This is a genomic window from Paenibacillus sp. FSL R5-0341 (assembly GCF_037975235.1).
Lineage (GTDB): Bacteria > Bacillota > Bacilli > Paenibacillales > Paenibacillaceae > Paenibacillus > Paenibacillus amylolyticus_A.
Genome location: NZ_CP150241.1, coordinates 1,882,522 through 1,905,545 on the forward strand (window position 1 = coordinate 1,882,522; position 23,024 = coordinate 1,905,545).

At 46.9% G+C, this 23,024-nt stretch carries 24 protein-coding genes; 20 read left to right on the forward strand and 4 right to left on the reverse strand.

The features are described 5' to 3' along the window. The first annotated feature begins 42 nt into the window (after positions 1-42). A complete protein-coding gene (locus MKX75_RS08610; protein WP_339169317.1) occupies positions 43-2,784 on the forward strand; it encodes a hypothetical protein in 2,742 nt (913 codons plus the stop codon). Between the two features lie 104 nt (positions 2,785-2,888). Here the strand turns inward: MKX75_RS08610 and MKX75_RS08615 are convergent, their stop codons facing one another. After that, positions 2,889-3,275, reverse strand: coding sequence for a cytochrome C oxidase subunit II (locus tag MKX75_RS08615; protein ID WP_062833443.1), 387 nt, complete (start codon positions 3,273-3,275; stop codon positions 2,889-2,891). Between the two features lie 221 nt (positions 3,276-3,496). Then, positions 3,497-3,856 carry a phage holin family protein gene (locus tag MKX75_RS08620; protein WP_036610114.1) on the reverse strand — a complete coding sequence of 120 codons (360 nt, stop codon included), beginning with the start codon at positions 3,854-3,856 and terminating at the stop codon, positions 3,497-3,499. 189 nt (positions 3,857-4,045) lie between these two features. On the opposite strand from MKX75_RS08620, the gene MKX75_RS08625 reads away from it, so the two are divergent. The 4 genes from MKX75_RS08625 (at position 4,046) to MKX75_RS08640 (ending at position 8,934) form a co-directional block, all read left to right on the forward strand. Beyond that, a complete protein-coding gene (locus MKX75_RS08625; RefSeq protein ID WP_339169318.1) occupies positions 4,046-6,412 on the forward strand; it encodes an endonuclease MutS2 in 2,367 nt (788 codons plus the stop codon). Positions 6,413-6,462: 50 nt separating this feature from the next. Continuing rightward, positions 6,463-6,903 carry a DUF350 domain-containing protein gene (locus MKX75_RS08630; protein ID WP_082762702.1) on the forward strand — a complete coding sequence of 147 codons (441 nt, stop codon included), beginning with the start codon at positions 6,463-6,465 and terminating at the stop codon, positions 6,901-6,903. Between the two features lie 119 nt (positions 6,904-7,022). Next, positions 7,023-7,589 carry a hypothetical protein gene (locus tag MKX75_RS08635; protein ID WP_076330260.1) on the forward strand — a complete coding sequence of 189 codons (567 nt, stop codon included), beginning with the start codon at positions 7,023-7,025 and terminating at the stop codon, positions 7,587-7,589. 130 nt (positions 7,590-7,719) lie between these two features. Then, positions 7,720-8,934, forward strand: coding sequence for an MFS transporter (locus MKX75_RS08640; protein ID WP_339169319.1), 1,215 nt, complete (start codon positions 7,720-7,722; stop codon positions 8,932-8,934). Positions 8,935-9,062: 128 nt separating this feature from the next. On the opposite strand, the gene MKX75_RS08645 is transcribed toward MKX75_RS08640, so the two are convergent. Continuing rightward, positions 9,063-10,283 (reverse strand): FAD-dependent oxidoreductase, encoded by a 1,221-nt coding sequence (locus MKX75_RS08645; protein ID WP_339169320.1) that lies wholly within the window; start codon positions 10,281-10,283, stop codon positions 9,063-9,065. 98 nt (positions 10,284-10,381) lie between these two features. On the opposite strand from MKX75_RS08645, the gene MKX75_RS08650 reads away from it, so the two are divergent. The 7 genes from MKX75_RS08650 (at position 10,382) to MKX75_RS08680 (ending at position 14,637) form a co-directional block, all read left to right on the forward strand. Beyond that, positions 10,382-10,615 (forward strand): hypothetical protein, encoded by a 234-nt coding sequence (locus tag MKX75_RS08650; protein ID WP_062833449.1) that lies wholly within the window; start codon positions 10,382-10,384, stop codon positions 10,613-10,615. A 35-nt stretch (positions 10,616-10,650) separates the two neighbouring features. Continuing rightward, the gene (locus MKX75_RS08655) at positions 10,651-11,046 is read left to right on the forward strand and encodes a spore coat protein (RefSeq protein WP_062833450.1); all 396 of its coding nucleotides are present in this window, start codon (positions 10,651-10,653) and stop codon (positions 11,044-11,046) included. A 160-nt stretch (positions 11,047-11,206) separates the two neighbouring features. Continuing rightward, positions 11,207-11,707, forward strand: coding sequence for an Lrp/AsnC family transcriptional regulator (locus MKX75_RS08660; protein WP_024628343.1), 501 nt, complete (start codon positions 11,207-11,209; stop codon positions 11,705-11,707). Between the two features lie 13 nt (positions 11,708-11,720). Further along, a complete protein-coding gene (locus MKX75_RS08665) occupies positions 11,721-12,929 on the forward strand; it encodes an aminotransferase class I/II-fold pyridoxal phosphate-dependent enzyme (RefSeq protein ID WP_062833451.1) in 1,209 nt (402 codons plus the stop codon). 142 nt (positions 12,930-13,071) lie between these two features. Continuing rightward, a complete protein-coding gene (locus tag MKX75_RS08670) occupies positions 13,072-13,338 on the forward strand; it encodes an aspartyl-phosphate phosphatase Spo0E family protein (RefSeq protein ID WP_062833452.1) in 267 nt (88 codons plus the stop codon). A gap of 167 nt (positions 13,339-13,505) precedes the next feature. Then, positions 13,506-14,057 carry a hypothetical protein gene (locus MKX75_RS08675; RefSeq protein WP_062833453.1) on the forward strand — a complete coding sequence of 184 codons (552 nt, stop codon included), beginning with the start codon at positions 13,506-13,508 and terminating at the stop codon, positions 14,055-14,057. A gap of 37 nt (positions 14,058-14,094) precedes the next feature. Beyond that, complete coding sequence (locus MKX75_RS08680; RefSeq protein WP_339169323.1) at positions 14,095-14,637, forward strand: bifunctional adenosylcobinamide kinase/adenosylcobinamide-phosphate guanylyltransferase; 543 nt, start codon at positions 14,095-14,097, stop codon at positions 14,635-14,637. 89 nt (positions 14,638-14,726) lie between these two features. Here the strand turns inward: MKX75_RS08680 and MKX75_RS08685 are convergent, their stop codons facing one another. After that, positions 14,727-15,338, reverse strand: coding sequence for a DedA family protein (locus MKX75_RS08685; RefSeq protein WP_062833455.1), 612 nt, complete (start codon positions 15,336-15,338; stop codon positions 14,727-14,729). Between the two features lie 148 nt (positions 15,339-15,486). On the opposite strand from MKX75_RS08685, the gene MKX75_RS08690 reads away from it, so the two are divergent. From MKX75_RS08690 to MKX75_RS08725, 8 genes are all read left to right on the forward strand, one after another. After that, positions 15,487-16,062, forward strand: a complete 576-nt coding sequence (locus tag MKX75_RS08690) for a cob(I)yrinic acid a,c-diamide adenosyltransferase (protein WP_036610088.1) — start codon at positions 15,487-15,489, stop codon at positions 16,060-16,062. Next, a complete protein-coding gene (locus tag MKX75_RS08695; RefSeq protein ID WP_339169324.1) occupies positions 16,059-17,042 on the forward strand; it encodes an RluA family pseudouridine synthase in 984 nt (327 codons plus the stop codon). Before MKX75_RS08690 ends, MKX75_RS08695 begins: the two co-directional genes overlap by 4 nt. 417 nt (positions 17,043-17,459) lie before the next feature. Then, positions 17,460-17,825: an arsenate reductase family protein gene (locus MKX75_RS08700; RefSeq protein ID WP_062833457.1), complete on the forward strand. Its 366-nt coding sequence runs from the start codon at positions 17,460-17,462 to the stop codon at positions 17,823-17,825. Positions 17,826-18,157: 332 nt separating this feature from the next. Then, the gene (locus MKX75_RS08705; RefSeq protein WP_017689620.1) at positions 18,158-19,051 is read left to right on the forward strand and encodes a 5'-3' exonuclease H3TH domain-containing protein; all 894 of its coding nucleotides are present in this window, start codon (positions 18,158-18,160) and stop codon (positions 19,049-19,051) included. Between the two features lie 5 nt (positions 19,052-19,056). Beyond that, a complete protein-coding gene (locus MKX75_RS08710; RefSeq protein WP_076331239.1) occupies positions 19,057-20,163 on the forward strand; it encodes a phosphodiester glycosidase family protein in 1,107 nt (368 codons plus the stop codon). Between the two features lie 30 nt (positions 20,164-20,193). Further along, complete coding sequence (locus MKX75_RS08715) at positions 20,194-20,880, forward strand: MOSC domain-containing protein (protein ID WP_076330267.1); 687 nt, start codon at positions 20,194-20,196, stop codon at positions 20,878-20,880. A gap of 72 nt (positions 20,881-20,952) precedes the next feature. Next, positions 20,953-21,831 (forward strand): ROK family protein, encoded by an 879-nt coding sequence (locus tag MKX75_RS08720; protein ID WP_076330268.1) that lies wholly within the window; start codon positions 20,953-20,955, stop codon positions 21,829-21,831. Positions 21,832-22,021: 190 nt separating this feature from the next. Then, positions 22,022-23,008 (forward strand): HRDC domain-containing protein, encoded by a 987-nt coding sequence (locus MKX75_RS08725; RefSeq protein WP_339169326.1) that lies wholly within the window; start codon positions 22,022-22,024, stop codon positions 23,006-23,008. The last annotated feature ends 16 nt before the right edge of the window (positions 23,009-23,024 follow it).

The following is a 23,024-nucleotide window of genomic DNA, read 5'->3' on the forward strand; positions in this document are numbered from 1 at the left end:
ACAGCTTAGAATCAACATACAGACTTGAAGGAGGGCACAACTGTGACTACACCTGATCGTACACGCGTCACCGTAGATATCTACGGGACTTCCTATAAACTGGTTGGCAGCAGTGCCGACTATATGAAACAAGTAGCTAACCTGGTAGATGAGCGTATGAGCGCGATCTCCAAGCAAAATTCCCGTCTGGATACTCCGCGTATCGCGGTACTGGCGGCTGTACATATGGCTGAACAGTCTCTTCAGACTCAGGAAATCCGGAATGAGCTGAAGATGCTTACTGGAGAACGTACAGAACTGAGAAATGAATTGAATCGGTTGAACGCCATACAAAATGAACATCAACAAGAATTGGAACGGCGTGACCAGTCTCTTGCTGAATTGCAGAAGCTGAAGCTTGAAGCTGAGCAGGCGCTGCAGAAGGTCGAAAAGGACAAGCAAGCCGAAATGGCCAAGTTAAACACATTGCTTGAGCAGGAGCGTACCCAGGCAACAGAGCGAGTGCAGAAATTGCAGGCTCAAGCTACCGCACAACTTAAGGAAGCAGAGACTAAGGCAGCGGCACAACTCAAGGAAGCAGAAGTCAAGGCAACGAGACAGCTGAAGGAAATGGAAGAAAAAGCGGCTAATCAGCTCAAAACTGCACAGGCACAGGCCGCTTCACAGCTAAAAGAAGCTCAGAACCGTTCTGTATCCGAACTGCAGCAGGCGCAGGCCAAAGCTGCAACGCAATATAAGGAATTGCAGGACAAGACTGCAGCTCAATTAAAAGAAGCTGAACGCCGTGCCGTTACAGAACGTCAACAAATTGAAGCCAAGGCCGCACAGCAGGTTCAGACAGCCAAGGAAGAAGCCGAGTCCGCCATTCTGTCCGAGTTGGAGCAGGCTGAGGCCAATTTGAAGAAAGCCCAGGAAGAAGCGGCACTGCAATATAACGAACTTCAACAACAGATGGAACTTCGCCTCCAGCAGGCTGAAGAAAAAGCACTGGAACAGACTCATGCTCTGACGGAAGAAGCGAATCAAGAGCGAGCTGCTTTGCAGGAACAAGCGGAGCAGAAGCGCCTGACTCAGGTGAATCAATTGAATGCGGAGTTCAAAGCGATATCCGAGCAGTCGGAACTCGAATGGATGGAGAAAGAAGCAGCACTCGAGGAACAATTGCAGCAAGCTAAGGAAGCAGCGGCATCTCGCGCAATAGAAGCTGCATCCGCTGCGGAAGCCTTACTGCAAGAAGAACGTGGCAAGCTCATGCAGCAGCTGGAGGAACAACGTAAAGAGGCGGAGACTCGACTATTAGATGTCGAAGAGCAATTGGAAGAAGTGATGACCCAGCTCATCAGTGCACAGGATGTGGTTGCAGAGCAAGAACAGCAGCTTCAGCACGAGCGTGGTCAATTGGAAACATTGCGTCATGAGCATGGGGTCCGAAAACAGGAGCAGGAAGTTCAGACTCGCCGAATCACGGAACTGGAGCAGCAACTGGAACAGTTAAAAGAGGATCGTTCCCAGTTGCAGGAGCTTCTGCGTGAGACGGAGCAAGCCGCCCAGCAATCCCGTGATGCACAGGAACAATGGAAGCAGAAGTATAACGAAACTGTGGATAGGGAAACCTCTCTCACAGCGCAGCTGCGCAAACTTCAGGAGCAACATGCACAGCTTGAACAGGAAGCTCAAAACCTTCGTGAGGCTGAAGTGAAGTCGGAAGAGGAACAGCGCAGGTTGCATAAGGTGCTTGAACAGGCTCATGCTGCGGTGCGTACATTGCAGAATGAGATCGGCACGCTTACGGAACGTGAGCAGTCCTTGAAAGACCTTGCAGAGCAACGGTTGGCTGAGATCGGTGACCTGGAGAACCAAATTCTCGAAGTTGCTGAACAAAATGAAACGCTGGAGTCTGGTGTGCAATCCCTTCATGATGAATTGTCCGTGGTGAAGGAAGAGTCTCGTTTCAACCATGAAGAGGCTGTGCATTATCAGAAGGAAGCAGAGCTTTTGGAAGAGAAACGCAAACAGCTTGAAGTTGAGCTGAATGTTGTTCGGGAAGAGTTGAACCGACTTCAGGAGAATTATAAACAAATACGTAACGACTACAGTGATGCATTACAACGGGAAGAGAATTACAGTTCCAAGCTGGATGAATTGAGTACGGAGAAGCAAGAGATTGTAAGAGTGCTTGAAGAAGCAAGACAATCTTCAGCGAAACTATCCGAGCGCTACTCGGAGCAAGAGAGCCGGCTAGCCCAGACTGAGGAAGAAGCGTTGGAGTGGCAGATCAAACATGAAGAACTGTCAGCCAAACAGGCTGAGTTGTCATCCCGTCTGGAGCAGTTGACGAGACGTGAAGAAGAACTCCGCTCCAGCGTTGCACAAGCAGAGCAGAACGACCAGGTGTGGCAACGCCGTGCAGATGAATGGGCGGCTCAGGAACAATCCTGGCATGAGCGCTGGGCTGCGCTTGAGAATGAACTGACGGTATGGAAGAGAGAAAGCGCGGCAAGTAGCGAGTTGCTGGAGGGACTGGAGCAAGAACGACAGCAGCTGGATCAGTTACGGGCAGAAGCAACTCAAGAGAAACAGATCATGGAAAATGAACTGCTTGAGATGGGCGAGCGTTATGAACTGGCAGCTAATCAATTACGTTTGTTACAGGTTGAACGCGAAATGGAGCAGGAAAAGGCAGAGCAGCTGAATACGGAATATCGTCAGTTGCATGATGAATATACGAAATTGCAGACGGAATATAACGAATGGATTGAATTGATTGAACAGGACCAGACCTAGCGGAATGATTGTGGCAGAACTGGCTCGTGGGCAACGCACTCTGGTACAATTTGTTATACTAAAGAAGGAGCTCCCGTCGCTGCGGGGGCTCCTTGTCTTGAATACTATTCTTCAACGATAATTTTGGAGATCATGCTGCTGTGTCCCGAACCACAGAAGACCGAACAGGACATTTCAAACTCACCGACTTTGTCCGGGGTAATCACTTTGGAACTGTTTCTGGTGTCTAGCATAAGATTCAGCTCAGGCACGAGTATTCCATGATTGCCGTTTACATTTTCATAAACAATGTTAACCGGGACACCTTTTTTAAGATGGTACTCGGGTTGATCGAATTCGTAGTTGCTTGCCTTGATGACCAGTTCTTCGCTGGCTGTAACGCCAGCATCGGACCCGTTACTGCCAGAGTCTGCGGACTGATTCGCCCCTCCGCATGCAGCGAGGACCAGAATTAACATACAGGCAGCGAGCCATGCTATGCCCTTCTTCATCATGTGCCTCCTTATAAGTGATATGAATAAAATGTGAATGATTGCTTCAGTCATCATACCGCAATATATGGATGCCTGTACACGCTGCGTATGTCGTTTTGTTGAAAATTGTACATGCTTGAGTGGATGGTTCGTTACTACTTCAAATGAAATAAACCTCATCCGGCACAGGCCTTCAGAGGTTTAGAAGCATTCATGGAGATGAAAAGGAGAAGCTGGGATTAACTTTTAGAGCTTCGTCCGGCATCAAAAGGGGTGGATACCGGGATGAAGAGATCGATAATCCCAATAACCAGCGCAGCGAGAATGGCACCGAGCAGGCTGACCTCAACATGATCTACAACATATTGACCCAGCCAAATCACCAGTGCGCTAACGATAAATCCGACAATACCGCGACCAAACGGGTTGACCCTTTTGCCGAAGATACCTTCAACGATCCAGCCGAGCAGGGCAATGACAAGAGCAAGCAACAGAGCGCTCCAGAAGCCACCAACGGCGAATCCGGGAACGATCCAGCTGACCACCATTAATACAATTGCAGCGATGACAAATCGCACGACATGTCCCAGGAAATTCATGGTGTGTACCTCCTTTTATTCGGGATTGAACTGAGCAGGGCAACTCCAAGGGGTTCGGAGAGGTTGCACAATCCTGACACCTGTAGTTTGTGATGCTATGGTTGAAGTTATGTGTGGAAGGATTCGTTAAATAGCGCAAGAAAGTTTCTTTCGTTATAATACAGATATAGTTTGGAAGGAGTTGTACACTTGGACACGAAAATTTTACACACACTGGAATATCGCAAAATTTTAAATACATTGCTTAGCTATGCCCAAACCACGATGGGGAAAAAGAAAGCGGAGCAACTTGAACCGATCAGTGAACTTGAAGAAGTGAAACGGTTGCTTCAGCAAACCGATGAAGCCTTTACATTTGATCGCTTGAAGGGCTCGCCGTCTTTTGGGGGAATTGTAGATATTACGGCCTCCATCAAACGTGCTGAAATTGGAGGAACGCTTAACCCTCACGAGCTTTTGGGAATATCCAATACGACCTTTGCTGCACGACGATTGAAACGTCTAATTGCCACTCTGCATGAAGATGAGCCCATCGAATCCTTGTTTTATATCAGTGATCAACTGTCAGAGCAAAAGACGCTTGAGGATGCCATCAAAATCTGTATCGACGATAATGCAGAAGTTGCTGACAGTGCAAGCGTAACGCTGGCGCAGATTCGTCGTGAGCTGAGAGGCGGAGAAGCGCGAATTCGCGAGAAGCTGGATTCCATGATTCGATCCTCTACGGTATCCAAGATGCTGCAGGATCAGCTCATCACGATCAGGGGAGACCGTTTTGTTATCCCGGTGAAAGCCGAATATCGTTCGTACTTTGGTGGGATTGTGCATGATCAATCCGGTTCGGGTGCAACATTGTTCATTGAGCCGGAATCCATCGTTGCAATGAACAACAAATTGCGCGAGACCCGTATTCGGGAAGAGCGCGAAATAGAAATTATTTTGCAGAAATTGACGGCACTTGTCAGTGAACAGGGAGAATGGCTGCTGTATGATGTCGACTTGCTGGGATCGCTTGATTTTATCTTTGCCAAGGCACGTCTGGCTCGTGAACTGAAAGCAACGCTACCACGCATGAATGACCGCGGATTCATCAAACTCAAAAAAGGCCGTCATCCGTTAATACCGATCGAAAACGTAGTTCCAATCGACATTGAACTGGGCAATGATTACACATCCATTATCGTGACAGGTCCGAATACGGGTGGTAAAACGGTAACGCTCAAAACGATTGGATTGCTGAGCTTGATGGCCATGTCCGGTTTATTTGTTCCGGCAGAGGATGGCAGTCAGCTATGTGTATTTGATGCGATCTATGCGGACATTGGGGACGAACAGAGTATTGAGCAGAATCTGAGTACGTTCTCAAGCCATATGACGAACATCATTCGCATTCTGAAGAACATGACGCCAAAAAGTTTGGTATTGCTCGATGAACTTGGAGCAGGAACAGACCCGGCTGAGGGATCCGCACTGGCGATCTCCATGCTGGAGCATATGCACCGGACGGGATGTCGCATGGTTGCAACCACCCACTACAGTGAACTGAAAGCATACGCATATGAGCGCAAAGGCGTCATTAATGCCAGCATGGAATTTGACATTAATACACTGAGTCCGACATATCGCCTTCTGGTGGGTGTACCTGGACGAAGTAATGCATTTGCCATTGCAGAGCGACTGGGACTGCCGGGTTACATTCTCGACTACGCCCGTGGCGAAGTGAAGGAAGAAGATCAACGGATCGAGCACATGATTGCTTCTCTTGAAGAGAACCGTCTTACGGCTGAACAAGAGCGTGAGAAGGCAGAGAGCTTGCGCCAGGACATGGAGAAATTACGCAGTCGTCATCAGACGGAACTGGAGAAGCTGGAACAGCAGCGTGATCGCCGGATTGAAAAAGCAGAAGAGGATGCACGCAGCATTGTGGACAAGGCTCGTGCCGAAGCGGAGAAGATTATTGCAGATCTTCGTCTGTTGGCTATGGAAGAAGGGGCTTCTGTTAAGGAGCACAAACTCATTGCCGCTCGCAAACAGCTGGATGAAGCTGAACCGGAGAAGCGCCGGAAGACCGTCAAGAAAACGGCAACAGCACCGAAGACGCGTGCCATCGGTCCTGGTGATGAAGTGCTTGTCTATAGTTTGAATCAAAAAGGTCATGTTGTGGAGATGTCTGGTAGCAAAGACGCGATGGTGCAGCTGGGGATCATGAAAATGAAAGTATCCCTGGATGACCTGGAACTGCAGCAATCGGCTCCCGCAGCCAAACCGAAGCAGAAACCGGTAACTGGCATGAAGCGCACGCGTGATGACAACGTGAAGAGTGAACTGGATCTGCGTGGTACCAACCTGGAAGAAGCCCTGATGGAGACAGACCGTTTCATTGATGAAGCTTTCCTCGCCAACCTGGGCCAAGTTTATATAATTCACGGTAAAGGTACAGGAATTTTGCGTTCCGGTATTCAGGATTACCTGCGTAAGCATAAACATATTAAAAGTTACCGGCTGGGCAATTACGGAGAAGGCGGAAACGGTGTGACCGTCGCAGAATTGGAATAGCCGGACCATGAATCAATGATATTCTGCGGCCTTATGCATGAAGGTCGCAGATGGGGAGAGGGGAACGGTGCGTGAAAGAAAGCATTGACCAATTGCTGTCTCATCCCTTGGGGATGGTGCTCGGTTTTTTCTCGGTAGCGATTATGGAGCTGCTTGTATTTCTGGCTTGCTTCGAACTGGTGACCAAATATAAATGCTGGACGGAGATCAAGAAGGGGAATGTGGCCGTTGCGATGGCCACTGGAGGCAAGATTTTCGGGATCTGCAACGTACTGCGTTTCTGCATACAGGCTAAATCTTCGGTGTATGAAGCCATGACGTGGTCGTTTGTCGGATTTATTCTTTTGCTCGTTGCCTATTTTTTGTTCGAATTCCTCACACCCGTATTCTCCATTGATAAGGAGATCGAAGCGGATAACCGAGCTGTCGGATTGATATCCATGATTATTTCCGTCTCGTTGTCGTTTGTTATTGGCGCGAGCATTATCTAGGGGGACCGGTCATGAAAATATTGATACGGATTCTGTTTGCGGCATCGATTGTTTTTTTTGCCATCGGTGTCATCTATGTAATGAATACATGATTATATGAAAGAGAAAGGTTGATCAATATGGAAACAACAGTATGCCCTTGGTGTCAGACGGAGATTGTATGGGATGAGGAGCTCGGTCCTGAAGAAGAGTGTCCTTATTGCCACAATGAGTTAAAAGGATACCGTACGTTGAACATTAACATCGATGATGAAGAGAACGATGAAGCTGAGGACGATATCTATGATGTAGACGATGTAACGAACGAGAAACAGACTACGGATCTTTCGGATCTGTGGGGGGATGAAGTCGAACTCAAATTGCCGGAGTTGCGAACGTTAACCAAATACGCGGATGAAGGTAATGATCTGATTCAGTATGAACAAGGTGTACAGCAGCAACTTGATCATCAGGAAGAAGTACCAGAGTGCCCGAATTGCCGTGAATTCATGATTCTCGCAGGTACACAAGCCGCAACACAGGATAACTTCACACCAGTTGCTAACGCTGCTTCAGGTGAAGGGTCACTATTGTCAACACCATTCAAGGTGCTAACCTATGTGTGCTCTGGATGTTTCCAAGTTCAATACAGTCTGTCTGAGGATGACCGTCTACGTCTGATTCAGAATCTAAGTGCGCAGAAATAAGCATTTCCGAAGATTTAAACTAATTTCATAGCAATCCTGAAGATTCATCATGTTTTCCTCTTGCTTGGGGCACGTTAACCCTGAGACTTACCTGTGTACAGTTCATTTCAGGTGGATAAAGGAGGAGCAGATGAAGATTACTTTAGGCCGACAATCCATTCTGCTTTTGGGCGTGAATGGATTGTTTGCGTTAGCCGGAGCATTGTCGGGAACCTTTTTGAATGTGTTTCTGTGGAAAAGCCGTCCGGATTATGCCATGTTGGGTTGGTTCACCATCAGTCAGCAACTGGCTATTGGACTCACGTTCTGGCTGGCTGGCAAATGGGTCAAGGAACACAATAAAATGAGTGCATTACGTCTAGGTACTGCGCTGTCTGGCCTTTTCTATATGATTGTCCTCTGGGCGGGTTCCAACGCTGTAGACTGGATTTGGCCTCTAGGCATACTACTGGGTTGTTCGCTTGGGCTATTCTGGATCGCGTTTAATGTCGTGTATTTTGAAATAACGGATCGGGCAAACAGGGATCTATTTAATGGCTGGGTGGGGTTACTTGGCTCAATGACAGGAATTATAGGTCCATGGTTCTCTGGTCTGGTTATTACCCGAATGACAGACAACACAGGATATCGCTTTATATTTACAATATCACTCGTCATTTATGTCATAGCGGTAGTCTTCAGTTTTTTTCTCAAAAAAAGAAAGGTAAGCGGTACATACCGTTGGTCGGAGCCTTGGACACAGATATCCAAACCGGATAGTCTCTGGAGAACCTTGGCTTTGGGTTTATTCGCTCAGGGCGCTCGTGAGGGTGTCTTTGCCTTTCTGATTGCACTGCTTGTCTACGTGGCTACAGCACAGGAGTACAAATTGGGACAGTTTTCACTCATCACCTCAGCCGTGGCACTTGTAAGTTATTGGGCAGCAGGGAAATGGTTTAAACCACAGTATAGATCAAAAGGCATGTTCATCGGAGCCCTGATTCTGCTGCTTGTGCTCCTTCCTCTTCTCTGGAAAGTCACTTATGGTACGTTGTTAATCATGGGGATTGGTAGTGCTGTCGCAATGCCACTATATGTACTGCCAATGATATCAGCGGGATTCGACATGATGGGCACGAGTGGCGAAAATGTGGAGAAAAGGGTTGAACTTGTCGTTTTGAGAGAATTATGCCTGATGCTCGGCAGGCTTTTTGGATTGGCCGTATTTATTGTAACGGTCATGAATGCTCCGTCTCTACGCATGTTAACCTGGCTTATTATTGTCCTAGGTGCTTTTCCGTTAATCGGCTGGATCTTTATGCACAAATTATTGAACCGAACGGAAGGGCAGGAGCCCTCGGCTTAGAGGACAGTCAATATATCGGGGGTTCGTAACCAAAAGGGTACAGTCCCGGGAAAGAGATAAGTTTCCTGGCACTGTACCCTTAATTATTTATAACGCATGCATAGCTTATATACAGCTCAAATCGGATGTTATACGGGAGATGGTTTACTTGTACGTGTGAGTGAGAATAGATCCATATCAGGGTTCTGCTTGCCAGTTATGGCATCTGTAATCAGGGAAGCAGCAATCATACTGTACACCGTCCCGTTGCCTCCATAGCCTTCCACAAAGTAAGAATGCGGATAATCGGGATGTGTACCGATCAGTGGCAGACCATCATTCGTATTACCAAACACGGCACCCCAGGCATAATCGACTGCAAGACCATCTAAAGGGAAATAGGAACGGACCTCTTCCAGAAGTGTATCTCCCCGGTGCTTTGCCCGAATTTCACGTTGATCCTCCCGAGGTATTTCTTCATCCAAACCACCTGCGATGATTCTTCCATCTGGTGTTGTTCGCATATACAAATAGGGACGTGCGGTCTCCCAAATCATGCTGTGCTCAAACCATTCCTTAAGATCGGGTAGCGGCTTGGTAGCAATCGCATAGGTCGTTTTCAGATAGGCTCCGCGATCCTTTTTGATATCCTGTGTCTCGTAACCGGCAGCAAATATGACTTTGCTGGCACGGATCTTACCGTTAGAAGTGTGGCATACTACACCATCTTCATCGTATTCACAGTGTATCATTTCGGTCTGACCATAGATTCGGGCCCCGCGCTTATTGGCAGATTCAAATAAGGCATGAACGAATCGATAGGGGTTCACTTCCGCATCTCCCCGTGTATACAGTGCAGCTGGTTTACTGAAGGGGAAATGTGTTTTGATTTTGTCGGCATTCCACAGTTCAGCTTCAAAGCCGTAGTGCTTCAGCGTTTGATATTCTTCCTCCAATAGGCTCACATCATCTTCACTGCTTGCAAAGCAAAGACTTGTTCGTGGAATAAACCAAGGATCCGTATCCAGAGTACCTGCAATCTGAGTAAGTTGTTTCATGGCTTCCCGGCAAAGTTCATAAAAACGTACGCCTTTGGCTTCACCAAAGGTATGAATACATGAGGTTAGGGTCTTGTCATTCGTGTATTGCAAAAGACCTGTATTGGCAGAGCTGCTGCCTTGAGCAATATCTCGCTTATCAATAACAACCGTGTTAACACCTTTCTCTGAGAGCAGTTTCGAAGTCAGAGCGCCCCCCATACCACCGCCAATGATGAGGCAGTCACACGAGATGTCTTCTCGAAGAGCAGGATAATTAAACGTTGAATTAAAAGTGGAAGGCCAGAACGGTGTGCCATAGACCAGATCCATTAGAAACATCTCCTTTATGATTTTAAATTTGTATACTTTTGTGTGACCGGGCTAACAATAATTGCGCATAAACTTTATGCCGAGGAGGCCATCGAAACATGCAGAATCAAGCTATGCAAGCGTTGAGTCCCAAGGAATTGAACTACATTGCGGACTCGATTACCAATGAAGAACTGCTGATTAAGCAGTGTGCAGCCACCGCTTCCATCACACATAACCCACAAATTCAACAGGCACTGAATCATTATGTTCGCTCACATGAACAGCATCTGAATACCCTTGTCAATGCGCTGCAGCAACATCAATCTCTTGCCCCAGCGCAAGTTCAGTAATCGAAGTCAATTCTAACTGTATAGGAGGAAAACGCATGTATTCTCAATCTTTATCATCTAATGGCGCTTTTATGCAGGAGCAGGATCTGCTGAAGTCGATTCTTGCAGATTTAAGACGAACCTCGCGCGAATATACGACTGCGACAACGGAAGCTTCCTGCCCCATGACACGTCGAATGTTCACAGATTTAACAAATGACACCCTAAGATTACAAGGGGAACTGTTCAATCTGATGCAGCAAAACAACATGTATTCTGTCTCTTCCAAGGCACTTCGTCAGGATGTGGACAAGCAAATTCAGTCTGCACACCAGACGCAACAGAAGTGTCAGCAATTCATCCAGGAGAAGAATACGCAGAACAGTTCATATAGCCAAGCTCCTAATGTGCCTCAGCATCAGCCGAATTACGGTAACCCTTATTACATGTAACCTGTGGAAATGAGGTTTGAAGCACTTGGCTAACCAAGACCATACCACCGCTTGCCTGAATTCAGGGCAGGCGGTCTTTTGTCTTTGCATCAACGTTAAATTCATGTAATATAAGTATTAATTCATTTTCAGGAACCTGGATGACGCTGGAGGGAAAACCATGAAAGATTTGAACGATCTGCAATTAAAAGTTCTGGATCTGCTGAAGGAAGACGCGAGAAGGACTCCCGCACTGCTGTCGACGCTGCTGGGGGAGTCGGAAGACAAGATCAAGAACGCCGTGGCACAGCTTGAACAAGACCACGTCATCGTGAAATACGCAACTGTCGTGAACTGGAGCAAAATAGATGATGAGAAAGTAACGGCACTGATTGAGGTGCAGATCACGCCGGAGCGTGGTCGTGGCTTTGAAGGGATTGCCGAACGCATTTATCTCTATCCGCAAGTGAAATCCGTATATCTCATGTCAGGTGCATACGATCTGCTCGTTGAAGTAGAAGGTGGTAACCTGCGTGAAGTCGCTAACTTTGTGTCGGAGAAACTGTCTCCGATTGACTCTGTACTTTCAACCAAAACGAATTTTATTCTTAAAAAATATAAGCAGGACGGGATTATCTTTGAAGACCATCAGGAAGACAACCGTCTCATGATCTCGCCGTAAAGGAAGATGTGTCATGATAGTGAATGAACAGACAACCGGGAACAACAAGAAAATGACATCTTATCTGGCACCCCTCGTGCAGCAGATACCTCCATCCGGAATTCGCAAATTCTTTGATCTGGTAGGAGACAACAAGGATATTATCACATTGGGTGTGGGTGAACCCGATTTTGTTACACCTTGGCATATGCGTGAAGCCTGTGTATACTCGCTGGAAAGAGGTATGACCAGCTACACATCCAACGCAGGCATGCCGAAGCTGAGAGAAGCCATCAGCGATTATCTCGATACTCAGTTTGATACCAAATATGATCCCAAGGATGAGATTATTGTTACCGTGGGTGGCAGCGAAGCGATTGACCTTGCTTTGCGTGCATTAATCGTACCTGGCGACGAGATTCTTATTCCTGAACCTTCGTACGTGGCTTATTCACCAATCGCTTCCATCGGTGGTGGTATACCCGTCGGTGTGGAAACTTATGCGAAAGATCAGTTCAAGTTAACGGCAGAAGCACTTGAAGCTGGCATCACACCGAAGTCAAAAGTGGTTATTCTGTGTTATCCGAGTAATCCTACAGGAGCCATCATGACGTATGAAGAGTGGCTGCCTATTGCTGAAGTGATCAAAAAGCATGATCTGATTGTGATCGCTGATGAAATTTACGCTGAATTGACCTATACGCAAAAACATGTTAGCTTTGCAGCTATTCCTGACATGAAAGAGCGGACCATTCTCGTAAGCGGATTTTCCAAGGCTTTTGCAATGACAGGTTGGCGGATCGGGTACATGTGTGGTCATCCTGAGCTTATTGCAGCCATGCTCAAAATCCATCAGTATACGGTAATGTGTGCACCGGCCATGGGTCAGGTTGCTGCGCTTGAAGCATTGACGAACGGTTTGGGTGAGAAAGACCGGATGGTAGAATCGTATAATCAGCGCAGACGTTTGATTGTGCAGGGATTCCGGGATATTGGACTCGATTGTCATGAACCTCAAGGCGCATTCTATGCATTCCCGAGTATTCAAAAGACGGGCATGAGCTCCGATCTGTTTGCTGAGCGATTGTTAACCGAGAATAAAGTTGCTGCAGTTCCCGGCAATGTTTTTGGCCCTCAAGGTGAAGGCTTCTTGCGTTGCTCGTATGCTACTTCTGTAACCCAATTGAATGAAGCATTGGAACGAATCGGAAACTTTGTTTACAAAGTGCAAAAAGAGGGTTAATACTAAAATAGAAGTATAGAAAAACTGTGGCATTGTATTATTGGAAAAAAATAACTTTCTTTTACAAAATATTGTGATATAATTTCAATTTGAAATAAGTTTTCATATATTTGGAAACCATTTTTCCAAGGAGGGGTTGGCTTTGTTTTGTGTTGAATATGATTTACCGACTAATCGTGGGCACTATCTGGCAGAAGGCGATCATGGCGACCGATGGTCGGTGAAACCTGATAACGCATCTTTGCATGACATTTCCTTGGAAGATGAGATTCATATGCTTCGTCGCAAGATGGAACAGATCTTCCTCGAAGAGAAATCATTCACATCCGATATTGTAATTGAAATCAGCAGTTTGCTGGATTTAAAGATTAATGAATACATGAAGGCTAACCCGATTAAAGGAAAATAACGTTTTCGCTGGATTGAAACGTTTCATTTTATTGCGTTAGAAGGAAGACCTGAGAGGGTCTTCTTTTTTGTGTGCATAGCAAGGGTGATCCCCTGATCATACAGGTTATTTTTTTGCGTGGAACAATTGTGATATATTGGACATAGGAGACTAAAGGGGGAACTGGAATGAAGAGATTTTGGGGGCTTACTGCGATCATTTCTATCGTTTTTTTGCTTGCGGGTTGTGGTGGTAAAGATGGTTTTTCCATTTTCATCATTGATAACCAAGGAAATCCATCTGTAATCTCAGAGCAGTTGCAGGCTAATTTGCAACAAAAACTGGGCGAGGAACCCAAGGTGGAAGTGATCACCAGTGCGATGTATGATGTTCAGAAAATTATGGTAGAGTATGCGGCTGGTGGACATGATATCTTCATTTTGCCTGAAGCCGACATGAAACAATATGGAAGCAATGGCTCCAACATTCCGCTGGATGATACCTTTGATCCGAAGAAGTTTGAGCGGGGTGTATTTGAAGGCGGTGTATTGGTGGAGAAAGGTGAGGGAGATGACGGTTCAGATCTCAAGCAGGAATCACATCTTTACGGTATTCCGCTCGAAGACATGAAGATGTTTAAAGATGTAGAATATGCTGCGAGTAATTTGTTCGCCACCATTCCGGTGTCCACGTCTAATGTCGAAGAATCCAAGAAAGTGCTGAAGGCGCTGACAGAGTAAAGAAAATACAGAATGGCTATGGAAGGAGGGAAGCGGATTGTTGATTACGGTCACAGGCGGCATAGGTAGTGGTAAAACCCGGTTTGCCCTCAATTACGCAGCCGGGATTAGCCGGGAGGGCGTATATTTATCCACTGGTGATCATGATCCCGTTATTCCCGAATTGCCATCCGCTCATTATCGTGCCATTCATGCCGGGAACGGTCAGCAACTGACAGAGGTGATCACCCAGATTAATCGGGAATCCAATCTGTTTTTGGCGGATCAGCGCATTGTAATTGTAGACAGTCTGACCTCATGGATGGCTGCCGGTTTCAGGACAACAGATGATCTGAATCATCAGCGTTCAGAGACTCAACTTTTGCTCGATGCATTGTTGTCTTATCAGGGGAAGTTGCTTGTGATTACCAATGAAATGCATGGTACATTGCATCCTACCGAGGAAGAACGGATATTTACAGCGAGAATGGCCTCGGTTAACCGGATGCTGCAGATCCATGCTGAAAAGATGTACATGCTGGTATCCGGTCTGGCTATTGATCTGAAGAGTCAGGAAATGCGGTATGAAGACGAAAGGTAACGAGATGACATAAACGGGTGATATGAAGAAGCCTCCTCGACCACGATCATGGTGGCAAGGAGGCTTTATTTATGAAGTCTATCCTTTTTTTATTTTTGCTTTTTGCTACGTCTGATCCACCAGATGATACATCCGATGACAATGATGGCCAGAATGACGTACACTACAATGGAATAAACGTCCATAAAGTGTAAAATGCTCTCCCATGATGCGCCAAGTGCAGCGCCAACGGAGACAAGAATGACATTCCAGATCAGTGTACCAATGGTTGTAAAGAGAAGGAATAAACCAAATTTCATGTTGGACATGCCTGCAGGAATGGAGATGAGACTACGGACGAGGGGAACCATTCGACAGAACAATACGGTCCACATGCCATATTTGTCAAACCATGCATCGACACGGTGAATATCTTCTTTTTTGATGCGCAGAACATGTCCCCAGCGTTCCACAATTTTCTCAAGGCGTTCGACGTCAATGAGGAGTCCGATACCATAGAGTAACACTGCACCAAGGACGGAGCCGATGGTAGCGGCAATAATTACACCTGGAAGGGTGAGACTGGTATAGGTGGTCATGAACCCGCCAAACGGCAAGATGATTTCGGATGGAATCGGGGGAAATACGTTCTCAAGAGCAATAATGAGTGCAATGCCTATGTAGCCGTATTGTTCCATGAAATCGGTTATCCAGTTTTGCATAATCGTCTCCTTTACTTTTGGTTTCCAAAGATTTGTCGTATACTCGGCAGAGCACACCAATTCTTATATACGTGTAAAGCTATAGACTGGTTTCTGAAAAAATGGCATTCCCGTATTCATTATTATATTAACAATTGGAGGGATAACAATGGGTATATATACACGAACAGGTGACGAAGGACAGACTTCGGTCATCGGTGGACGTGTCATCAAGGATGATGATCGAGTTGAGGCGTATGGCACGATTGATGAACTGAACTGTTTTGTCGGTCAGGCGATCAGCCTTATTGACTCTGCTCAGGGAGAATTCGAAGATCTGCGTGAACATCTGCTGGAAGTTCAGCAGGAACTATTCGATTGTGGGTCCGATCTGGCCTTCGTTAAGATTAGTGAAACCAAATATAAGGTAAGAGATGAAATGGTCACGCGTCTGGAACAATGGATCGACCAGTATGATGCTGAGAATCCAAAAGTGGAACGATTCATTATTCCTGGTGGCAGTCAGCTATCCTCTGCTCTACATGTGTGCCGTACGGTATGTCGCCGTGCAGAGCGTCGCACAGTAACACTTGGACAACATACAGATATTAATCCGTCTGTACGACGGTATCTAAACCGACTGTCTGATTATTTCTTCGTGGTTGCACGGACGGCCAACGCGAGACAACAGGTGGCGGATATTGAATATGTGCGGAGCAAAAAAGTATTCCGCCGCAAAGAATGAGCCAATACTATTCGCCGATTGTCTACACGGTGACCGAACAAGAAGATGGCTGGCTGCTGAAGACCGTGCTTCAGCGCCGGCTGCTGGTGTCGCGCAAGCTTTTGTCCAAAATCAAGCTGACCGAACAAGGTGTCATGTTAAATGGAGAGCGCGTGTATATTAGCGTCAAGGTAGCTGCGGGTGATGTCATTGAAGTTCGGATGGAAAAAGAGGAATCGGATGATATTTTGCCTGAACCTATTCCCTTTACTGTTCTGTATGAAGATGAGCACTTGCTTATTGTCAACAAGGATGCGGGCATCATCGTTCATCCGACGCATGGACATTATACGGGTACTTTGGCAAATGGCGTTGTTCATTACTGGAAAACCAAGGGCGAACGCTTCCGGTTCAGACCGATTCATCGACTTGATCAGGAAACGTCAGGTGTGCTCGCAATAGCCAAGAACCCTTATGTGCATCAGCATGTGTCTGAACAGATGATTGCGGGAACGGTGGATAAGAAATATATTGCGCTTGTACACGGAAGCCCTGTTCCGAATCAGGGGGCAGTGGATGGCCCGATTGATCGTGATCCTGAAGAGCCGCATCGCAGAATCGTTACACCTGATGGCTACGCTGCAAGAACGTTGTACACGACCTTAACCCGTTGGGCAGAAGGCAGCGCCAGTGCAGTAAGTCTTAAGCTGGAAAGTGGCAGAACCCATCAGATCAGGGTACATATGACTTCTATCGGCTGCCCGTTGATCGGTGACCGGATGTACAAGACACTACCTGTGCACGAGATCGATGAGCAGACCATAGCTGTTCGGGATGAAAGGGACAGCTGGATCGAACGCCAGGCCTTGCATGCCTGTGAGCTGACGTTCGAACATCCCATTCTACAGGAACGTATAACGTTCCAGGCTCCTTTTCCAGCAGATATGGCTGCGCTGGAGCAGCGTTTGAATGATGAGGCAGCTCCCAGAGAAGAACTGTAGGAAGCTGCGCCGGGGCGTTTAGTTCTAAACCCTATTCACAGGTACCTGCATGGGCTCGTCCTGCTGTGAGTAACGCTGACTGGCTAACTTGTGTGAGGGATGCTTCATGAACCCGAACAACATGCCGCAGGCTAATCATTATGGTTCTATGGTTTAATGTATTGATGTTTAGCAGTTTCATGTTAAATCTTTTAAGATTTCAAATCTTTTAAAGCTTTTAAAGAGATTAGAGCTGTAAGATTTTGATCCAAAAAATATAGCCGAATGTGTGTTTTTGATCTCATTCGCAAAAGTCAGTAAAATTACATGGCGATGGTATCGATTTGGAGCGACTTTTGGATTTGCGAAGCAAACCAAGGGAAGCGAGGAGTCGAAACCGGAGTCACACGATACCGGAGCATTTGGAGGAACACATACATGAGTAACTTAAAAGTATATCAATATGCCAAATGCGGCACATGCCGCAAAGCTGTGAAATGGCTTGAAGCGCAAGGCCATGAGCTGGAGCTGATCCCTATTTTCGACACACCGCCATCAGAAGTTGAACTAACAGAACTGATCCAAAAGAGCGGATTGGAAGTGAAGAAGTTCTTTAATACGAGCGGGGAAGTGTATAAGGAACAGCAATTGAAGGACAAGCTTCCGGGCATGTCCGCTGATGAACAGATTCGTTTGTTGGCTTCCAATGGTCGTCTGATCAAACGTCCGATCGTTACGGATGGAGAAAAGGTGACGGTTGGATTCAAGGAAGAAACGTACGAACAGGAATGGAATAACGCATAAACGTGCTAAATATCAGCCTTGAATTGTTCAAAATTCAGGGCTTTTTTGGCTGATCGATGGTTGGCGGAACTATGCTATAATGATAGAATTAGTTCGATATTTTATTTGCTATAGAAATTGAACTAAACATTTACACGAAAATGGAGAGGACAGAAATAACCTGAAGAAGCGGAGCGTTCGCCTTTATCCCCGGATTTTCCCCCTTTGGAAAAGGGAATCAAAAAAATCTGGGGATAACAGCGATCAGAAGGTTGTTCTGTCATCGGAATGGTAAGTGTAAATATACTTTAGTTTAATTTCTATAGAATCAGGACAGGAGAGAACAAATTCAAGTGAATCAACGTAATGAACCTACTTTGTTGCTGGTAGACGGTATGGCGGTGTTGTTCCGTGCTTTTTATGCGACATCTGCAAGCGGATATATCAGACGTACAAAGGCAGGATTGCCTACCAACGCAGTCTACGGATTTATCCGTTATTTCTGGGATGCGGTTCAGACTTTTGGGCCAAGTCATGTCGTATGTTGTTGGGATATGGGCGGTAAGACGTTCCGCGGTGAAGAATACGCAGCTTACAAAGGCAACCGGGCAGAAGCTCCGGATGACCTGATTCCCCAGTTTGCCCTGATCCGTGAAGTGATGGATAGCCTGGGTATTCCGAATATAGGTGCACAAGGATTCGAAGCCGACGATTGCATCGGAACGCTTGCTAAGTATTACACCGAAGAGACAGATATGAATGTTATGGTACTGACGGGTGACCACGACATGCTGCAACTGATTAATGACCGGACAAGTATCATAATTATGAAAAAAGGCCATGGCAACTACATGGTGTACAACCCTGAAACGCTGATGGCTGAGAAACAACTGACACCTCGTCAAGTGATTGACATGAAGGGTCTAATGGGAGATGCCAGTGACAATTATCCCGGAGTACGGGGAATTGGTGAGAAAACAGCGTTGAAGCTTGTACAGGAATACGGCTCCATTGAAGGGATTTTGAGCAACATGGATAAACTGACCCCTTCGGTGCGTAACAAGATTGAGAATGATCTGGACATGCTTCATCTGTCCCGCAAACTGGCAGAGATTCATTGTGCTGTTCCGGTTGCCTGTGCGCTGGATATCTGTGAATTGCGTCTTGATCCGGATATGGTGATGGACAAGTTTGAACAACTTGAGATGAAGAGCCTTGGCTCTTGGATGGGAGTGGCAATAGGGTGAGCAACATGAAGAACGTACGAACAGGTAAAAAGTGGTGGACAGGGGCTATGGCCCTCGTCCTGGCCTTGCCCGTAATTCTTTCGGGAGCAGTAAGTGCGCCACAGACAGCGGATGCCAAAGCAGCAATTAGCACCAAAGTACAGAAAGTAAAAGCAGCAGGACGCAATTTTACCGTACAGACGGTTACGATTCCGAAGGGAACACCGGTTACGGTGGGACTCGCGAAGAAGCAAGTGGGCCAAACGGCAACATTGCCATCGATAGTGAAAGCTTATGGCGCACAAGCTGCCATTAACGGAGCATTTTTTGAAGCATATAACGGAGCACCAGATCCATATGGCATGTTAATAGCAAATGGTAAGGTCATACATATTGGTAGATATGGAACATCCATCGGATTTAAGGAAGACGGCTCGGCGATCATGGATTCACTTCAGGTGAGCCTGACAGGTAAAGTGACAGATACGAAAGGCAAATCACGCAGTTGGTATGCAACCTTTATTAATCGAACACCTTCAGCGAACGCGAGCATTACGATGCTGTATACACCTGAAAGAGGTGCTACAGTCGGGTTCAAAGGTGGAACTGCGGTTGTCATGGAGAATGGTGTCGTGACCAAAAAAGTACCCAATACGAATGTAGCGATTCCTAAGAATGGCTCGGTATTGGTGTTCACAGGTAATCAGAAGTCTTCTTCGGACCGTTTCACCGTTGGTTCAACCGTAGAAATGAATTATAAGTATACGAACGCCGCAGGCAAAGAGATCCCTTGGCAAGATGTAGTGACTGCTGTTGGGGCAGGACCCCGTCTGGTGAAAGACGGCAAGGTAGCTGTTAATCCGACGAGCGAAGGTTTCAAGGATGCCAAGATTCTTAATGCTTCGGGAGCCAGAAGTGGTATTGCGATCATGGCGGACGGTTCTGTTATGCTGGCTACCGTTTCCGGAGCGACAGTCAAGGAGTGGGCAGCGGTGATGCAGAAGCTTGGTGCCAAACAAGCCATGAATCTGGATGGCGGTGCTTCCTCGGGTATGTATGCCGGGGGCAAAATGCTAACTTCACCAGGCCGGCTCTTGAGTAATGCACTGGTATTTGGTGGCTCTGTGCGTTAAAAGAAAGTAATTATGGGAGGGATGATGCAAATGACACTCACATCTGATCGAAAGTCAGGGGAAGGCAACACAGCAGTTCTGACTATTAATGTAGGTCTGCCGCAGCCGCTCCCTGGGCAGAAGCGTGAAGTGATGAGCGGCATTGTGAAACATCCTGTAACCGACGCGGTTTTCCTGTCATTCTCTGGAATGACAGGGGATGCCCAGGCGGATCTGGTGCATCATGGCGGACCTGACAAGGCCGTTTGTGTATACGATTACAGTCGTTATCCGGCGTTGGAACAGCTGATGGATCGCAAGCTGGACTGGGGAGCTTGTGGAGAAAATCTGACGGTTGAAGGCTGTGCCGAAGAAGACGTACGGATTGGTGATGTGTACGAGTTGGGCGAAGCCACGGTGCAGGTCAGTCAGCCCAGACAACCTTGCTTCAAGCTGGGTGCGAGGTATGACTATAAGGAACTTCCTGTTTATTTTCAGGAGAGTGGGCATACGGGCTTTTACTTTCGTGTACTGCAAGAAGGGGAGGTAAGGCCTTCGTCGATATTTCGACGAATAAGCACCGACCCTACATCAATGACGGTTCTTGAAGCCAATCGAATTATGCATCAGGGGAAAGAAAATGCCGAAGGTATTCAGGCGTTACTGGCCATTCCTGCGCTGTCAGACAGCTGGAGGCAGACGTTAATGAAACGATTGTCCAAGCTGGAGATTAAGTAGCAGGGTAATTATAGTGTCATCAAGTAAAGCAATATCAATTCCTTTTTAAACTAACTTGGGAGTGTGACTAACATGACGATCTTAGGCGCAATTGAAGCAGGCGGAACCAAATTTGTATGTGGTATTGGCACGGAAAATGGAGAAGTTCTGGAACGCGTAAGTTTTCCCACGACGACACCGGAAGAGACAATGGCTCAAGTGATTTCGTTTTTTGAAGGCAAAGGCATTGAAGCTCTGGGCGTAGGTTCATTTGGCCCGATTGATCCGATTGAAGGAAGCCCAACGTATGGTTATATTACAACAACACCGAAACCACATTGGGGACAGTATAACGTCATTGGCAAGCTCAAGGAGCATTTTGATGTACCGATGACATTTGATACGGATGTGAATGGTGCGGCACTTGGAGAAGCAACCTGGGGCGCTGCACAAGGTCTTGAGAGCTGTCTGTATATTACTGTGGGTACAGGCATTGGTGCAGGTGCTGTGGTTGGCGGTAAAATGGTCCATGGATTGTCACATCCAGAGATGGGACATATCATTGTACGCAGACATCCGGAGGATACATACGAGGGTTTCTGTCCATACCATGGTGACTGCCTCGAAGGTCTCGCAGCAGGCCCGGCCATTAACAAACGTTGGGAGCAACCGGCTTATGAACTGCCAGCAGATCATAAAGCATGGGAGATCGAGGCGCATTACCTTGCACATGCACTGATGAACTATGTTCTGATTCTCTCACCGCAGAAAATCGTAATGGGTGGCGGGGTTATGAAGCAGGAGCACCTGTTCCCGATGGTTCGCAGCAAACTGCAGGAGTTGCTTGCAGGATACGTTCAGCATCCGGCACTTCAATCCGATATTGAACAGTATGTTGTTTCGCCAGGACTTGGCGACAATGCAGGGCTGTGCGGTTCGCTGGCGCTTGCCAAATTGGCGTTGAACAAGTAGAACAATAAGGGATTGACGAATTTTACCATTGTGGTATGATATGGGCAACAGCATAGCACGGTTAATGAGGAAGCACCTCTCTTGCATGGATTTTGCAGGAGAGGTGTTTTTTTGTGCGCCTGTAGGTAGCATAACTAACCGTATAGGCTGAAATGTTAAAGGGAGGGAACGGAAAATGGAAGTTATTTTCATGAACAGATTGTCCAGAACATCAGATCAGAATGCAGAGTATGCGCAGCTATGGATTGGGGAAGAGGATGATAGCTGGCAGCTGGGATGGAGTCGTTACGAGGAAGGAGAGCGTGAGGACAGCATTTGGTACGAAGGGACCTCTTGGGAGGAGCTGCTTCATATCTACCGTCATCAGCTTGCCATACAGATGAGTGAGGGGTACCGACCTCAGTTGCAGGGTTTATTTAACGAGAATGAAGATCTGAAGTCACGCAGTTATGGTGGACAGCGGCTCCATTGTTACAGTGAACTATACGGCAATGAGCAGTTATATACGGATCTGTGCACATGGCGCAGGAAGAGAGCTGTGTCTGACCGGAAGGCACCGTATTTTATTGCAACGAACCGCCTGATGCGTTTGATCAGTGCCTTTGTACCGCAGTCGATAGATGAACTCATGCAACTGCCCGGCGTAGGGGAGAGCAAAGCAACCGAGTATGGTACGGAGTGGATGGAGATTACGAATGGGTTGGAGCGTTCAACGACATTCCCGCTGGACTGGGTATACACAGCACTGAAGGAAGAAGAGTATGAGAGCTGGTTATATAAGCAGAGAGAGCAGAAGTACAAGCAGGAACTCGACAAGTTCACCACGCGCAAGCAAGTGCTTGAAGGTATGAAGGAAGGATATACTTTAGAGGAGATTGTTAATCGATCTGGATTATCCCGACGTGAGTTGATTGAGCTGTTAGAGACACTGGATCTCGAAGGTTATGATACCGATTGTCTTCTGGATGTGGAGCTGGCAGTGATGCCAGAGAACGAACAAGAGGCCGTATGGAGTGCGTATGAGGAGCTGGGAGATACGTTCCTGAAGCCAGTATTACATAAGGTATATGGAGGAGAGAAGCCCGACGGAGGCAGTCTGGAGCAGGTCTATGAAAGACTACGCATGATTCGAATCCGCTTTCGTCGGCATGCAGAGACAGAGCAGAATGTAGGTTAGGTGAAGGAAATGAAAA